This window comes from Rhodoferax sp. WC2427, assembly GCF_040822085.1.
Lineage (GTDB): Bacteria > Pseudomonadota > Gammaproteobacteria > Burkholderiales > Burkholderiaceae_C > Rhodoferax_B.
On record NZ_CP162006.1, the window covers coordinates 4,210,384 to 4,225,148 of the forward strand.

A 14,765-nucleotide genomic window follows, 5' to 3' on the forward strand; every position below is an offset into this window, starting at 1 on the left:
TCTTAGCGCAACTTCAAGGTGGACAAGCCCACCAGGCACAGCAGCATGGTGATGATCCAGAAACGCACGACGACCTGGGTCTCTTTCCAACCGCTTTTCTCGAAATGGTGGTGCAGCGGGGCCATCTTGAGGATGCGCCGCCCGGTGCCGGTTTTCTTCTTGGTGTACTTGAACCAACTGACCTGCAGCATGACCGACAAGGCCTCGACCACGAAGATGCCACCCATGATGGACAACACCACTTCCTGGCGCACGATCACGGCCACGGTGCCCAAAGCGCCGCCCAGCGCCAGCGCGCCCACGTCGCCCATGAAGACCTGCGCCGGATGGGTGTTGAACCACAAAAACGCCAGCCCGGCACCAGCCATGGCGGTGCAGAAAACCAGCAATTCGCCCGCGCCGGGAATGTGCGGCAGGAACAGGTATTTGGAGTAGACCGAGCTGCCCGTCACGTAGGCAAACACGCCCAGCGCCGAGCCCACCAGCACCACCGGCATGATGGCCAGACCGTCCAGGCCGTCGGTCAGATTCACCGCGTTGCTGGAGCCCACGATCACCAGGTAGGTCAGCACCACAAAGCCCAGCACGCCCAGCGGATAGCTGACTTCCTTGAAAAACGGCAGTTGCAGGCCGGCCTTGGGTGGCAGGCTCAAATCGAAGCCGGACTGCACCCAGCTGAAGAACAGCTCCAGCACCCGCATGTTGGAGTTTTCGGAAATGCTGAACACCAGGTAGAGCGCTGCCACCACGCCGATCAGCGACTGCCACATGTACTTCTCGCGCGAACGCATGCCTTCGGGGTCCTTGTTGACCACCTTGCGCCAGTCGTCCACCCAGCCAATCGCCCCAAAACCCAGGGTGACCAGCAAAACAATCCAGACAAACCGGTTGCTCAAATCCACCCACAGCAGGGTCGAGATGGCGATGGACAGCAAAATCAGCACCCCGCCCATGGTGGGCGTACCTTGCTTGGCCAGGTGGCTTTCCATGCCGTAGCCCCGGATGGGCTGGCCGATCTTCAGCGCAGCCAGGCGGCGGATCACCGCCGGGCCTGCAGCCACGCCAATCAGCAAAGCCGTCATGGCGGCCATCACCGCACGGAACGTGAGGTACTGGAACACGCGAAAGAACCCGAACTCGGGTGACAGGGTTTGCAACCACTGGGCAAGACTAGGCAGCACGGGGGGAATCCTCGGAATGTTGTTGCTGTTGTTGTTTTTGGATAAAGGCGACGACCCGTTCCATCTGCATGAAGCGCGAGCCCTTGACCAGCACACTGGCCACCTGGGGCAACTGGGCGTGTACCGCGGCGAGCAGCGCGTCGAGGGTGTCGAAGTGCTGGCCGCCAAACGGGCCCAGGTGGGCCGACAGCGGGCCCAAAGTCAAAATCTGCTCGATGCCGCAGCGCTGTGCCTGGGCACCGGCTTCGGCATGGAACTGCGGGCCCTGGTCGCCCACCTCGCCCATGTCGCCCAGCACCAGCAGGCGCGGACCGGGCAAAGCGGCCAGCACGGCAATCGCGGCCTGTACCGAATCGGGGTTGGCGTTATAGCTGTCGTCCACCACGGTCAGGGTGCGGCCACCGATGTGCACAGCCAAGGCCTTGGAGCGGCCTTTGACCGGCTCGAAGCCTGCAAGCCCTTGGGCGATGGCGGCCAGCGGCACGCCTGCGGCCAAGGCACAGGCGGCAGCGGCCAAAGAATTCGTCACATTGTGCAGGCCGGCGATATGCAAGGCGTAGTCCAGCGGCCCGGCGGAGGTGCGCGCATGGACTTGCCAGGCACCTTCGGCCCACACTGGCGCGTCGGCGCACACATCCGCCACACCTACGGCAAACTGCAGGCAGCGGCGGGGCGCGGCCATGCTGTGCCAGAGGGTAGAAAAGCTGTCTTCGGCAGGGAACACGGCCACGCCGTCGGTGGGCAGGGCCGCCAATACGCTGCCGTTTTCGTGGGCCACGGCTTCCACCGTCTGCATGAATTCCAGATGCTCGCGCTGGGCGTTGTTGACCAGGGCCACGGTAGGCCGGGCCATGGCGGCCAGCAGCGCAATTTCGCCGGGGTGGTTCATGCCCAGCTCTACCACGGCCAACCGGTGGTGGGCACGCAGGCGCAGCAGCGTCAGCGGCACGCCGATGGCGTTGTTGTAGTTGCCCTGGGTGGCTAAAAAGGCCTCGGGCTGGGCCGCACGCAGGATGCTGGCCACCATTTGCGTCACGGTGGTCTTGCCATTGCTGCCGGTCACCGCAATCAGCGGCAGGCGGAACTGGGCGCGCCAGCCGCTGGCCAGGGTACCCAGTGCGGCCAGGGTGTCGGCCACCTCGATGCACGGCAAGCCAGGCAGCGCGTAGCCACGGTGGCAAAGGGCCGCCACGGCACCGCTGGCTTGCGCCTGGGCCAGCAAGGTGTTGGCATCAAAGGTGTCGCCCTGGAGGGCCACAAACAGGTCGCCAACTTGGACGCTGCGGGTATCGCTGTGCACGCGGGCGATGGCAACCGTGCCGTCACCGACCAGTCGTGCGCCCGGGAGCAGATCCAGGGCCTGTAGCAGGGTCATCATGCGGCGGCTCCTTGGCTACCGATACCACGCAGGGCCAGGGCAGCTTCGGCATGGGCCTTGTCCGAGAAGGCATGCTTCACGCCTGCCACCTCTTGCGTTGTCTCGTGGCCCTTGCCCGCCAGCAGCACCACGTCGGCAGGCGCAGCCTGGGCAATGGCTTCGGCAATGGCCAGGGCGCGGTCGGCCTGCACGTGTACGCAGGCGTTGTGGCTCAGACCCAGCAAGATCTGGCTGATGATGTGCTCGGGCTTTTCGCTGCGCGGGTTGTCGCTGGTGACCAGCACCAGGTCGGCATTCTTCTCGGCCACGGCGGCCATCAGCGGGCGTTTGGCGGCATCGCGGTCGCCGCCGCAGCCAAACACGCACCACAGCTTGCCGCCGCGCGCCTGCGCCAGCGGCTGCAGGGCCAGCAAGGCCTTATCCAACGCGTCTGGGGTGTGGGCGTAGTCAATCGCCACCAGCGGCTGGCCGGTCGGATTGATGCAGTCCATGCGGCCGGGTACCGGCAGCAGGCCGTGGCAGGCTAGCACGGCCTCTTCCAGCGGTACGCCCACGGCGCGCATGGCACCAATCACCCCCAGCAGGTTGGCCACGTTGTATTGGCCGATGACGGCGGTGCGCAGGCTGTGGCGCGCACCACCCTCCACGACCTCGAAGCACAGGCCACCGGCTTCGTAGCGGATGTTGTCGGCCTGCAGGCGCGCAATGTGGCGGCAGGAAAGCGTCCACACGTCCAAGCCGGTCAACGAAGCAGCCAGTTCCGCGCCTTGCGGGTCGTCCACATTCACCACGGCGGCTTGCAGACCGGGCCAGCGGAACAGCTCGGCCTTGGCTTGCCAATAGCCTTCGGTGCTACCGTGGTAGTCCAGGTGATCCTGGGTGAAATTGGTGAACACGGCAACGCGGATGCGGGTGCCGTCCAGGCGGCGTTCGACGATACCAATGCTGGAGGCCTCTATCGCGCATGCGCCCAGGCCCAAGTCCACAAAGCCACGGAACGCCTGCTGCAGGCGCACCGGGTCGGGGGTCGTCAGACCCGTGCTCAGCACATCGGGGGGAATTCCAATGCCCAAAGTGCCCACCATCGCACACGGGGCAAGCGTGAACAGCTTCGTTTTTGATAGCGCCTGTGCCAACCACCAGGCGGTGGAGGTTTTGCCATTGGTGCCGGTGATCGCCAGCACATCCAGGCTGTCGCTCGGTTGCTGGCAATAGGCCGCGGCAATGGGGCCGGTGGCGGCTTTCAGGCCGCTGTAGCTGGCGACCGCATCGCTGGCAAAGCCGAAGGCCTCGCAGCCCTCCTGCTCGACCAGGCAGGCGGCTGCACCCTGGGCCAGGGCGGCCTGCACAAACTGGCGACCGTCGACGGCGGCGCCCGGCCAGGCAATGAAACCGTCACCCGGCTGGATGGCGCGGCTATCCACTTGCAGGCTGCCGGTGACGCGGCTACGCAACCAGGCCACAGCCTCAATAGGGGTATGGAGTTGTAGCATCAGAACGACTCGTCCACAGCTTTGGAGACCACTTGGGCCTTGACGTCCAGGTCGGGTTGCACGCCCATCATGCGCAGGGTTTGCTGCACCACTTCACTGAACACCGGGGCGGCCACAATACCGCCAAAGTAGGAGCCTGCGCTGGGTTCGTCCACCATCACGGCAACGATGATGCGCGGCTTGTTGATCGGGGCCATGCCCGTAAACCAGGCGCGGTATTTGTTGCTGGCATAGCCTTTGCCGACCTGCTTGTGCGCGGTGCCGGATTTGCCCCCCACCGAGTAGCCCACGGTCTGCGCCAGCGGGCCGGTGCCGCCCGGGCCTGCGGCCATTTGCAACATTTTTCGGATGGCGGCGGCGTTGTGTGCCGAAAACACCCGCACGCCCACCGCCGGTTCGTCCGTCTTGAGCATGGTGGCCGGAATGATTTCGCCGTCGTGGGCAAACACGGTGTACGAATGCGCCATCTGGAACAGTGAAGCCGACAAGCCGTAGCCGTAGGACATGGTGGCCTGCTCAATGGGCCGCCAGGTCTTCCAGGGCCGCAACCGGCCTGACACCGCGCCGGGAAAGCTGATCTGCGGCTTCTGGCCAAAGCCGACGGCGGTGTAGGTGTCCCACATTTCATGCGGGGTCATACGCTGGGCGATTTTGGTGGCACCCACGTTGCTAGATTTCTGGATCACGCCTTCCACCGTCAACGCACCGTAGTTATGGGTATCGGTAATGGTAGAGCCCGTCACGGTGTAGCGGCCCGGCGAGGTATCGATGATGGTTTGCGGCGTGATGCGGCCCGCCTCCAACGCCATGCCGACGGTGATGGGCTTCATGGTGGAGCCCGGCTCGAAGGTGTCGGTCAGGGCGCGGTTGCGCAACTGCTCCCCGGTGAGGTTCTTGCGCTTGTCGGGCACGTAGCTGGGGTAGTTGGCCAGCGCCAGCACTTCGCCGGTGATGGCATCCAGCACCACCACGCTGCCCGCCTTGGCCTTGTTGGCCAGCACCGCATCGCGCAGCTTCTGGTAGGCGAAAAACTGCACCTTGCTGTCGATGCTGAGCTGGATTTCGCGGCCATCCACCGGCGGCACCTGGTCGCCGATGTCTTCCACCACCCGGCCCATGCGGTCTTTGATGACCCGGCGCGAACCGGGCTTGCCGCCCAGGTCCTTGTTGAAAGCCAGCTCAATGCCTTCCTGGCCGTTGTCTTCCACGTCGGTGAAGCCCACCACGTGGGCAATGGCTTCCCCTTCGGGGTACTGGCGCTTGTATTCCTTGCGCAAATAAATGCCTTTGATGCCGAGCGCCGCCACTTCCTGGGTGACGGGTTCGTCCACCTGGCGCTTGATCCACACGAAGCTCTTGTCCTCGTCCAGCTTTTTCTTCAGGTCGGCCAGCGGCATCTCCAGCAGCTTGGCCAGTTTCTTGATTTTTTCCGGGTCGGCATCGACGTCTTCGGGAATCGCCCAGATACTGGGCGCAATCACGCTGGAAGCCAAGATCAGGCCGTTGCGGTCCAGAATGCGGCCGCGGTTGGCGGGCAGCTCCAGCGTGCGGGCAAAGCGCACCTCGCCCTGGCGCTGGAAGAAGGCATTCCCAATCACCTGGATGTAGGCGGCACGGGCGGTCAGCCCGATAAAGCCGATGGCAATGGCGGCCACGACCAGCTTGCTGCGCCATACCGGTGTTCGGCTGGCCAGCAAGGGGCTGGACGTGTAACGTACGCTGCGGCTCATGGCGTCTTCACCGCAACGGGTTCTACCGTCACATACTGGGTGATAGCGGGCGTACTGGTGCGCATCTGCAGCTGCTCTTTGGCCAGCTTTTCCACCCGCAGGGGCGTGGCCTGGGCGCGTTTTTCGACCTGCAGGCGCTCGTTTTCAATTTCCAGCTTGAGCGACAGGGCGATAGCCCGGTCTACCTCGACAAACAGGCTGCGCGAGTCGTACTGCACCCGCACCAGGTACAGCGCACTGGCGACCACCGCCAGCATCAGCACCAGGTTCAACCGGGTCATGGCGCAGCCGTCCTGCGGGCCACGCGCATCACCGCGCTGCGTGCACGCTTGTTACCCGCCACTTCGGCCGCGCTGGGTTTGACCCGGCCCAACGCTTCCAGCTTCATCAGCGTGGTGCCGCCCAGCATCCAGCTCGGGGCGCGGCGGTCCACCACTTCACGCGCGTGTTTGGCGATGAATTGCTTGACGATGCGGTCCTCCAGCGAATGGAAGCTGATCACCACCAGACGGCCGCCCGGCTGCAGCACCCGCAGGCTGGCGTCTAGCGCGAGTTGCAGCTCTTCCAGTTCGGCATTGATGAAAATCCGAAAAGCCTGAAATGTCCGCGTGGCTGGGTTTTGGCCCGCTTCACGGGTTTTGACCGCGCTAGCCACGAGTTCGGCCAGTTCAGTGGTGGTTGATAAAGGGCCGCGTTCTTGGCGGCGAGCAACAATCGCCTTTGCAATGGGCCCAGCAAACCGTTCTTCGCCGTAGTCACGTACCACCTCTGCGATCTGTTGAACCTCGGCTGTTGCCAGCCACTCGGCCACACTCTCGCCGCGCGTGGGGTCCATGCGCATATCGAGTGGGCCGTCGAACCGAAAACTGAAGCCGCGCACCGGGTTGTCGATCTGCGGCGAACTGATACCCAGGTCCATCAACACCCCCGCCACGCTGGCGTCTGGCAAGGTATCCAGATGGCGAAAGCCCTGGTGGCGGATGGAAAACCGCGGGTCGGTAATGGTGGCGGCCTCGGCAATCGCTTCCGGGTCGTGGTCGAAAGCGATCAGGCGGTCCTGGGGGCCCAACTTGGACAGCAGCAGGCGCGAATGCCCGCCGCGACCGAAAGTGGCATCGACGTAAGTAGCCACAGCGCCATCGGCGCTGTGGGTTGAAGAGTCCGGCTTGTCGAGAAGAGCATCAACTGCTTCATCCAACAAGACGGTGGTATGTTTCCACAACGTATCCACCGTAGGGCCTTAGAAAGAAAAATCCTTGAACACTTCGGGCATCTCGCCCTGCATGGCTTTGGCTTCTTGCGCGTCGTAGGTGGCTTTGTCCCACAACTCAAAATGCCGCCCCATGCCCAGCAACACGGTCTCGCGCTGGATGCCTGCGCCTTCGCGCAACTCGGGCGACACCAGCACCCGGCCCGTGCTGTCCATCTCCACATCCATGGCGTTGCCCAGGAAGATGCGCTTCCACCACTGGGCAGACATGGGCAGTTCGGCAATCCGCTCGCGGAATTTCTCCCACTCGGGGCGCGGAAACAGCATCAGACAACCATGGGGGTGTTTGGTGATGGTCAGTTGGCCGCCCGCCGTCGCACTCAGCACGTCACGGTGCCGGGTCGGCACAGAGAGCCGCCCCTTGGCATCCAGACTGAGAGACGAAGCCCCTTGAAACACAACAACTGCCCACCCTTGCTATTGAGTGACAACCAAATGGACGATGCGAAGGCACTTTTCACCACTTAATTGCACTTTTTTGCACTGTATCAGGAAAAAAAGACTGCGCCCACCGGCAGCGCAGTATTTTTTCAATTAAATCAATGACTTAGCCTCAGTGTTGCATGTCGATTTGCGCAAAAAACGTTAAAAATTAAGCACTTAGAGAGGTTTGTGAATGTGCCGAATGAAACCGATGCATCAGGTGTAACAAAGATGACCGGTCACCCACTGCCAGAACGCGCACCTTGGCGGTGTCACAAAATATACCGCGACAGGTCTTCGTTCTTGCTCAGTTCCTGGAGTCGGGTGTCTACATAGGCAGCGTCGACCACCACCGTTTGCCCGGCCAACCGAGCGGCATCAAAGCTGATGTCGTCCAGCAAGCGCTCCATCACGGTGGACAAACGCCGCGCACCGATGTTCTCGGTACGCTCGTTTACGTCAAACGCGATCTGCGCCAATCGGGTGATGCCCTCGGGCAAAAACGCCAATGTCACAGCTTCGGTGGCCAGCAGTGCCTGGTACTGCTTGACCAGCGAGGCATGGGTTTGCACCAAAATCGCTTCAAAATCCTGTACCGACAGCGATTGCAGCTCCACCCGGATCGGAAACCGCCCTTGCAGCTCGGGGATCAAATCACTGGGTTTGCTCAAATGGAACGCGCCCGAAGCGATGAACAGGATGTGGTCGGTCTTGACCGTGCCGTACTTGGTAGACACCGTGGTGCCCTCCACCAGCGGCAGCAAATCGCGCTGCACGCCCTGGCGTGACACCTCCGCCCCGTTGCCTTCGCTGCGCGAGGTGACCTTGTCGATTTCGTCGATGAAGACAATGCCGTTCTGCTCGGCATTGAAGATGGCCTGGGTCTTGATGTCTTCCTCGTTGACCAGCTTGGCGGCCTCTTCTTCGACCAGCAGCTTCAGGGCTTCGCCAATCGGCAGCTTGCGGGTTTTACGCTTGGTCTGGCCGAGCTGGCTGAACATGCCGCGCAACTGCTCGGTCATCTCTTCCATGCCAGGCGGGCCCATGATCTCCATCTGCGCCTTGGCATCGGCCAGGTCGAGTTCGATTTCCTTGTCGTCCAACTGGTGTTCACGCAGCTTTTTGCGAAAACTCTGGCGGGCCGCGCTGTCCGGCGCATCGGCGGTGTGGCCATGCACTTCCAGGCCGCGCGCGGTGGGGATCAAAATATCCAGAATACGGTCTTCGGCAGCGTCCTCGGCACGGGCGCGCACTTTGCGCATCTCGGCCTCGCGGGTTTGCTTGACGGCGATGTCGGCCAGGTCGCGGATGATGGCATCCACGTCTTTGCCCACATAACCCACTTCGGTGAACTTGGTGGCCTCGACCTTGATGAAGGGCGCATCGGCCAGGCGCGCCAGGCGGCGGGCGATTTCGGTCTTGCCCACACCGGTGGGGCCGATCATCAAAATATTCTTGGGTGTGATCTCATGGCGCAGTGGCTCGGCCACCTGCTGCCTGCGCCAGCGGTTGCGCAGGGCGATCGCTACCGCCCGCTTGGCCTGGTGCTGGCCAACGATGTGCTTGTCCAGTTCGACAACGATTTCTTGGGGGGTCATGGAGGACATGGTTCAGTCCAGGGTTTCAATGATGTGGTTCATGTTGGTGTAGATGCACAGCTCGCCCGCGATCTCCAGCGATTTTTTGACGATCTGGGAGGCTGTCAACTCGGTGTTGTCCAGCAGCGCCTTGGCCGCCGAATGGGCGTAGGCGCCACCCGACCCGATAGCCACGATGCCATGCTCAGGCTCCAGCACGTCGCCGTTGCCGGTGATGATCAAGGACGCAGTGCTGTCGGCCACGGCCAACATGGCTTCCAGGCGGCGCAGCACGCGGTCGGTGCGCCAGTCTTTGGTGAGCTCGATGGCGGCGCGGACCAGATGGCCCTGGTGCTTTTCAAGCTTGCCCTCAAAGCGCTCAAACAAGGTAAAGGCATCGGCGGTTGCGCCTGCAAAGCCCGCCAACACGCGGTCGTGGTGCAGCTTGCGAACCTTGCGGGCCGTGCCTTTGATGATGATGTTGCCCAGCGTGACCTGGCCGTCGCCGCCAATGGCGACTTGCACGCCGTTGGGGGTTTGGCGGCGCACGCTGATGATGGTGGTGCCGTGAAATTGTTCCATGGGGTCTAGATAAGGGTGGGGGCGATGAAAGCAAGCGCACCCGGTGCACCAGGTGCGGCGCCGGGGCGAACGTTCAGTTCCGGCGCGGAACGACCGTTGCGTTTTCGTTGATGCCAATCACATTGAAGAAAATGGCCGCCAGGCGGTGCAACCCGGTAAATTGCACCTGGCGGCCCGCCGCATGCTGCTCGGCAGTCCAGTTCAGCACCGAACCCGCCGCCGAAAAGTCAATGCGCACCAGGGTGTCGCAGGCCACCACCACCAGTGCACTACCGCCCGACTGGGCATCCACCACCGCCAAGGCCTGCGAGGCATCGCCCAACACCAGGCCCGACAAGGCCCCCCGGGACACCGGAGCGGTGGACAAACCCGGAGACAGGGTGCGTATGCCCGCATCGGAGTCCTTGAAATCGGATGAACCAAAGGTGGACACGCCGACCGTCTCCCGTGGCCCAACTTTGTCCGGAGCATCCAGCACGACAAAACTGCAGAGTGCGGCCTGCCAGGCTGGTGGCGAGACCTCGTAGGTGATGCAGTATTCCAGCGCCACCATGTCAAAGGCATCCTGGCTATGCAATATGCGCAGCAGCGCCAGGCGCACACGCCACCACTGCGGGTGGGCCGTGGCATCGCCCGACATGGTGTGGCCCTTCAAAACGTCTTGCAAGTGCTCCACGTCGGCAAAGACCAGTTGCACCGGCTGCTCGGCCCATGTTTCAAAAACCTCGACCAGTCCTGGCACGGCAGAACTGTCCACCACGCCCAGGCTGGCCCAGCCGATCTGCACCGACGCGGGGGCTCGTAATTGCAGGGCGGCTTGCAGGCTGGCAACGGATGTGGCACTCAAAACAGCTGGACAGGCCCAGGTGAAGCTCCCCCCGTGCCCTGCTGCCGCCACGTTCGGCAGCGCAATACTTTCCGGCGGCAACCCGGCCTGGTCGGGGATCGAAAACCAGGCGGGCGCAGTGCGTCCAAAACGGCCCGCGAAATCGATGGCTTCGGTGTCAAAACGGTCTTGCTGGTTGGTGGCACGGTACAGGTCAAACAGCGCCGCCCAGACCTCGCCGCGGGCCGGTGGTACGGGGTGCTGCCGGAGCAAGGTCAAAAGAGCCTCCTCGGCCCCCGCGATGTCGCCATTGGCAAAGCGGATGGCGGCCTCTTCCAGTTCGGGGTTGTGTTCGTAGACACCCGTGTCCAGATCGGGCAAGTCCAGATCCAGGGGTACAGACTCGGCCGCTTTCTGGGCCGTTTCGGGAACCCCAAAGTCAAAATCCAGGTTCAGGCTGTGGTCCAGCGCGGCCAGCATGTCCACCACCGGCTCGGCGCTCGGTGGCGGCGGGTTCCATGCCCGCTCGTCGCGCAACGGCGATATATCGGTGGGTGCATAGGCATTGGACAGGCGGGCCGCCGCCTGGGTAGGCAGCGGGGCTGGCTCGGTGGCGGCGTAGGCACGGGTCTGGCCAGGAGGATGCAGGGGCTGAGCAGGCTGCAAACCGGCATGGCCCGACAGCCGCACCGGCTGGCTCGCGCCGGTATCTTTGGCCTTCCACCACTGGCGGGACATTTGCGCTTCGATGTCGTCGATCTTTTTGATCGTGCCGGCGCGGTCGTCCAGCTTGGACTGCATGCTGCTCTGGAAGAAGGAGGGCCGCTCTACCGCGTCGGACGAAGGATGCGCCTCGCGCTGGCGCAGCTTGCGCAGCTGGTCAAACTCGCGGCGGCGCACGAAGTCGTTGCGCTTTTTTCGCTCAATCATCTCCTTGAGCATCTGCTTGCTGTACTGGCTTTCCTTGTCGAGCTCGGGCTGGTCCAGGTCGGACCAGTTCGTCGTGGGATTGCGGACGAACTTGACGACCTTTGACAGCAGACCCGAAGGTTCGTTTGGTGGCATGGTGGCAGCAGCGCAGCAGCAGGTTGAGATACCGAGGGATCAGTCGCCGAACATTTTCTGTTTCAGCTCACGGCGCTGCTGGGCTTCCAGCGACAGCGTGGCCGTGGGGCGGGCCAGCAAGCGGCCCACGCCGATGGGTTCGCCGGTTTCGTCGCAGTAACCATAGTCGCCCGCGTCGATGCGGTTGATGGATTGCTCGATCTTCTTGAGCAGCTTGCGTTCGCGGTCACGGGTGCGCAGCTCCAGGGCGTGCTCTTCTTCGATGGTGGCACGGTCGGCCGGATCGGGCACGACCACGGTGTCTTCGCGCAGATGCTCGGTGGTTTCACCGGCATTGTTGAGCATGTCCTGCTTGAGCACCGTGAGCTTGAGGCGGAAGAAAGCAGTCTGCTTTTCGTTCATGTACTCGGAGTCGGGCATGGCCAGGACTTCGGCATCGGTCAACTGGTCGGCCGGGGTGGTCTTCCAGTTGTTCGCCAGCTTGGGGTCTTTCTTGGCGGCCACGTGGGGCGGCGGCGCAATCATCGGCTCAGGCGCGCTCTGCATGTAGCTGGACTTGGCCGCGGTGGACGCGACTGCAGGCGCCATGGATGGCACCGTCAGCTGCGCCAGGCGCGACGAAGGACGCACGCTCTTGGCCGGAATCGACGTGTAGCGGGGACTGGTCTGCGCCGCCGCGGGGGCTTCGGTAGCAGCCGCCACGGGGGCGGGGGTGGGCTTGGGCGCTGTGGTCACTTTGGTAGTACTCATGGTTGGCGCGGGGCTTTAGCGTCCCGCAATCTGCATCATTTTGGTTCTGTGTGTCACACCAAACACTGTTCCATGCCTTGCAAAAAGATGTCCTTGGGCAATTCGATCCCGATAAACACCATTTTGCTGCCGCGCTTTTCGCCTGCAGCCCATTCCGGGCCCAGGTCGCTGCCCATCAGCTGGTGTACGCCCTGGAAAATGACTTTACGCTCGGTACCCTGCATATTCAAGACACCTTTGTAGCGCAACATGCGCGGGCCGTAAATATTGACGATGGCGCTCAGGAAGTCTTCCAGCTTGGCCGGGTCGAAGGGCCGGTCGGACTTGAAGACAAAGCTCTGCACGTCGTCGTCATGGTGGTGGTGGTGCCCACCGCCATGCCCATCCTCAGCGCCATGGTCATGGCTGTGCGAGGGGTGGTCGCAGTGTTCGCCCTCGGCATGGTCATGGCCGGCGTGGTCGTCTTCTTTCAGGAAGTCGGGGTCGATGTCGAGCTTGGCGTTCAGGTTGAAGCCGCGCAGGTCGAACACCTCGCTCAGGGCCACTTCGCCGAAATGCACGGCTTTTTGCGGCGCACGCGGGTTCATGTGCTTGAGGCGGTGGATGAGCGCATCGACTTCGGCGGGCTCCACCAGGTCGGTCTTGCTGATGAAGATCTGGTCGGCAAAACCCACCTGGCGGCGGGCTTCCTGGCGTTCGTTGAGCTGGGTGGCGGCGTGCTTGGCATCCACCAGGGTCAGGATCGAGTCCAGCAGGTAGCTTTCGGCAATCTCATCGTCCATGAAAAAGGTCTGCGCCACCGGGCCGGGGTCGGCCAGGCCGGTGGTTTCAATGACCACACGGTCAAAGTCCAGCAGGCCCTTGCGTTTTTTGGCAGCCAGCAGGCTCAGGGTGGCGCGCAGGTCTTCGCGGATGGAGCAGCAGATGCAGCCGTTGTTGAGCTGGATGATCTGCTCGCCGGGCTCGGACACCAGGATTTCGTTGTCGATATTCTCTTCGCCAAATTCATTCTCGATGACGGCGATCTTCTGGCCGTGGGCTTCGGTCAGCACGCGCTTGAGCAGCGTGGTTTTGCCTGAGCCCAGAAAGCCGGTCAGGATGGTGGCGGGAATGAGTGCCATAGGTTCTTTCATTGCTAACTTTTCACCGGGGGCCGCGCGGCCCACCCGATTTCGTGGAAATTAACAGGTGGGGAGTGTAGCGGCCAATTCAATCCGCATCCGCGGCGGCTCATTTACGCAAAATCACCAGGCCTTTGAGGTATTCGCCCTCGGGGAAGTTGACCGTCATCGGGTGGTCGGGTGCGCCGCCCAGGCGCTCGCTGATATAACCGTCCACCCCCGCATCGATGCCCGCCGAGGCGACAATTTTGTGGAACAGGTCGGCGTTGATGCCGCCCGAGCAGGAATAGGTGAACAGCACGCCGCCCGGCTCCAGTATCTTGAAGGCCAGGCGGTTGATGTCCTTGTAGGCCCGGGCCGCACGGTCGGCATGGGCCGCCGTGGGGGCAAACTTGGGTGGGTCCAGCACGATGCAGTCAAAGCTCTGGCCCTGCGCAGCAAACTGGCGCAGCGAGGCGTTCACGTCGGCATCCATGAACGTGGCGCACTCGGGCGCAAAACCGTTCAGCGCCACATTGGCCGCCGCCCGCTCCAACGCCGGGCCGGACGAGTCGATGGAGGTCACGTGGCCCATGGATCCCCCGGCACGCATGCCTGCCAAGGCCGCCACGGTGAATCCCCCGGTGTAGCTGAAGCAGTTCAGCACCCGCTGGAACTGCAGGCGCTGGGCGTAGCGGGCCATCTTCTGGCGGCTGTCGCGCTGGTCCAGGTAGAAGCCGGTTTTGTGGCCCTCGGCAATGTCCAGCGTGAGGCGCCAGTCGTGTTCCTGGATGGTCAGCTCGGTCGGGCCCTCGCCGCGCAGCCAGCCGGTGGCGGGCTCCAGGGCTTCGAGGGCGCGGCTGCTGGCGTCGGACCGCTCGTATAGTTTGGTCAGGCCGGTGGCGGCCAGGATGGCGTCGATGAGGACGTCTTTCCAGCGCTCCACCCCGACAAACAAAAACTGCGCCACCAGCGTGTCGCCGTAGCGGTCCACGATCAGCCCGGGCAGGCCGTCGGATTCGCCGTGGATCAGGCGCATGCCGTCACTATTGATGTCAAATCGGGCCCTAGCGCTTATGGCATGGGCGACAGCAGCTATAAAAAACGCAGCATCTATGCGCTGGGCCTCGTCAAAGCTCCAGGCGCGTGCGCGGATCTTGGAGCTGGGGCTGAACGCCGCCCAGGCCAGAAACTGGCCTTCGCTGGACTCGACGCGCACGGTTTCGCCTGCGTCGGCACCGCCCCGGGCGATGGCAGATTCAAAAATCCAGGGGTGGCGGCGCTGCAAAGAGCGCTCTTTGCCTTCACGGAGACGGATGGTTTTCATGGGGCGGATTGTCACCGCTTTACCGGCGCAGGCGCATTTTGCCCACAAGAGCCCCGGATGGGC

Annotated in this window: 13 protein-coding genes; all 13 read right to left on the reverse strand. The window is 63.1% G+C overall.

Going from position 1 to position 14,765, the window contains the following annotated elements:
• Window positions 1-2: 2 nt before the first annotated feature.
• The 13 genes from mraY to AB3G31_RS19645 all read right to left on the reverse strand — a co-directional run bounded on the left by mraY (window position 3) and on the right by AB3G31_RS19645 (window position 14,702).
• Entirely contained in the window at window positions 3-1,181 is a 1,179-nt protein-coding gene (gene mraY / locus AB3G31_RS19585) for a phospho-N-acetylmuramoyl-pentapeptide-transferase (RefSeq protein ID WP_367847733.1), read from the reverse strand.
• On the reverse strand, window positions 1,171-2,559 hold the full coding sequence (murF, locus tag AB3G31_RS19590) for a UDP-N-acetylmuramoyl-tripeptide--D-alanyl-D-alanine ligase (protein ID WP_367847734.1): 1,389 nt from the start codon (window positions 2,557-2,559) through the stop codon (window positions 1,171-1,173). Before murF ends, mraY begins: the two co-directional genes overlap by 11 nt.
• On the reverse strand, window positions 2,556-4,052 hold the full coding sequence (locus AB3G31_RS19595; RefSeq protein WP_367847735.1) for a UDP-N-acetylmuramoyl-L-alanyl-D-glutamate--2,6-diaminopimelate ligase: 1,497 nt from the start codon (window positions 4,050-4,052) through the stop codon (window positions 2,556-2,558). The genes murF and AB3G31_RS19595 overlap by 4 nt, the downstream gene beginning before the upstream one ends.
• Complete coding sequence (locus AB3G31_RS19600) at window positions 4,052-5,782, reverse strand: peptidoglycan D,D-transpeptidase FtsI family protein (RefSeq protein ID WP_367847736.1); 1,731 nt, start codon at window positions 5,780-5,782, stop codon at window positions 4,052-4,054. Before AB3G31_RS19600 ends, AB3G31_RS19595 begins: the two co-directional genes overlap by 1 nt.
• Window positions 5,779-6,063 (reverse strand): cell division protein FtsL, encoded by a 285-nt coding sequence (ftsL, locus tag AB3G31_RS19605; RefSeq protein ID WP_367847737.1) that lies wholly within the window; start codon window positions 6,061-6,063, stop codon window positions 5,779-5,781. The genes AB3G31_RS19600 and ftsL overlap by 4 nt, the downstream gene beginning before the upstream one ends.
• A complete protein-coding gene (rsmH, locus tag AB3G31_RS19610; RefSeq protein ID WP_367847738.1) occupies window positions 6,060-7,013 on the reverse strand; it encodes a 16S rRNA (cytosine(1402)-N(4))-methyltransferase RsmH in 954 nt (317 codons plus the stop codon). The genes ftsL and rsmH overlap by 4 nt, the downstream gene beginning before the upstream one ends.
• A 9-nt stretch (window positions 7,014-7,022) precedes the next feature.
• Window positions 7,023-7,451, reverse strand: coding sequence for a division/cell wall cluster transcriptional repressor MraZ (mraZ, locus tag AB3G31_RS19615; RefSeq protein ID WP_367847739.1), 429 nt, complete (start codon window positions 7,449-7,451; stop codon window positions 7,023-7,025).
• 296 nt (window positions 7,452-7,747) lie between these two features.
• On the reverse strand, window positions 7,748-9,082 hold the full coding sequence (gene hslU, locus AB3G31_RS19620) for an ATP-dependent protease ATPase subunit HslU (RefSeq protein WP_367847740.1): 1,335 nt from the start codon (window positions 9,080-9,082) through the stop codon (window positions 7,748-7,750).
• 3 nt (window positions 9,083-9,085) lie between these two features.
• Window positions 9,086-9,634 carry an ATP-dependent protease subunit HslV gene (gene hslV, locus AB3G31_RS19625; RefSeq protein ID WP_367847741.1) on the reverse strand — a complete coding sequence of 183 codons (549 nt, stop codon included), beginning with the start codon at window positions 9,632-9,634 and terminating at the stop codon, window positions 9,086-9,088.
• Window positions 9,635-9,707: 73 nt separating this feature from the next.
• Entirely contained in the window at window positions 9,708-11,525 is a 1,818-nt protein-coding gene (locus AB3G31_RS19630; protein ID WP_367847742.1) for a hypothetical protein, read from the reverse strand.
• Window positions 11,526-11,564: 39 nt separating this feature from the next.
• Entirely contained in the window at window positions 11,565-12,275 is a 711-nt protein-coding gene (gene dksA, locus AB3G31_RS19635) for an RNA polymerase-binding protein DksA (protein WP_367847743.1), read from the reverse strand.
• 53 nt (window positions 12,276-12,328) lie between these two features.
• Window positions 12,329-13,396: a GTP-binding protein gene (locus AB3G31_RS19640; RefSeq protein WP_367847744.1), complete on the reverse strand. Its 1,068-nt coding sequence runs from the start codon at window positions 13,394-13,396 to the stop codon at window positions 12,329-12,331.
• A 109-nt stretch (window positions 13,397-13,505) separates the two neighbouring features.
• Window positions 13,506-14,702 carry a class I SAM-dependent rRNA methyltransferase gene (locus AB3G31_RS19645; protein WP_367847745.1) on the reverse strand — a complete coding sequence of 399 codons (1,197 nt, stop codon included), beginning with the start codon at window positions 14,700-14,702 and terminating at the stop codon, window positions 13,506-13,508.
• Window positions 14,703-14,765: the final 63 nt, after the last annotated feature.

Excerpts from the sequence above, each read along its gene's own strand:
- murF (WP_367847734.1), bottom strand. The coding sequence starts at position 2,559 with ATGATGACCCTGCTACAGGCCCTGGATCTGCTCCCGGGCGCACGACTG.
- AB3G31_RS19595 (WP_367847735.1), bottom strand. The coding sequence starts at position 4,052 with ATGCTACAACTCCATACCCCTATTGAGGCTGTGGCCTGGTTGCGTAGC.
- AB3G31_RS19600 (WP_367847736.1), bottom strand. The coding sequence starts at position 5,782 with ATGAGCCGCAGCGTACGTTACACGTCCAGCCCCTTGCTGGCCAGCCGA.
- ftsL (WP_367847737.1), bottom strand. The coding sequence starts at position 6,063 with ATGACCCGGTTGAACCTGGTGCTGATGCTGGCGGTGGTCGCCAGTGCG.
- hslU (WP_367847740.1), bottom strand. The coding sequence starts at position 9,082 with ATGTCCTCCATGACCCCCCAAGAAATCGTTGTCGAACTGGACAAGCAC.
- hslV (WP_367847741.1), bottom strand. The coding sequence starts at position 9,634 with ATGGAACAATTTCACGGCACCACCATCATCAGCGTGCGCCGCCAAACC.
- AB3G31_RS19630 (WP_367847742.1), bottom strand. The coding sequence starts at position 11,525 with ATGCCACCAAACGAACCTTCGGGTCTGCTGTCAAAGGTCGTCAAGTTC.
- dksA (WP_367847743.1), bottom strand. The coding sequence starts at position 12,275 with ATGAGTACTACCAAAGTGACCACAGCGCCCAAGCCCACCCCCGCCCCC.
- AB3G31_RS19640 (WP_367847744.1), bottom strand. The coding sequence starts at position 13,396 with ATGGCACTCATTCCCGCCACCATCCTGACCGGCTTTCTGGGCTCAGGC.
- AB3G31_RS19645 (WP_367847745.1), bottom strand. The coding sequence starts at position 14,702 with ATGAAAACCATCCGTCTCCGTGAAGGCAAAGAGCGCTCTTTGCAGCGC.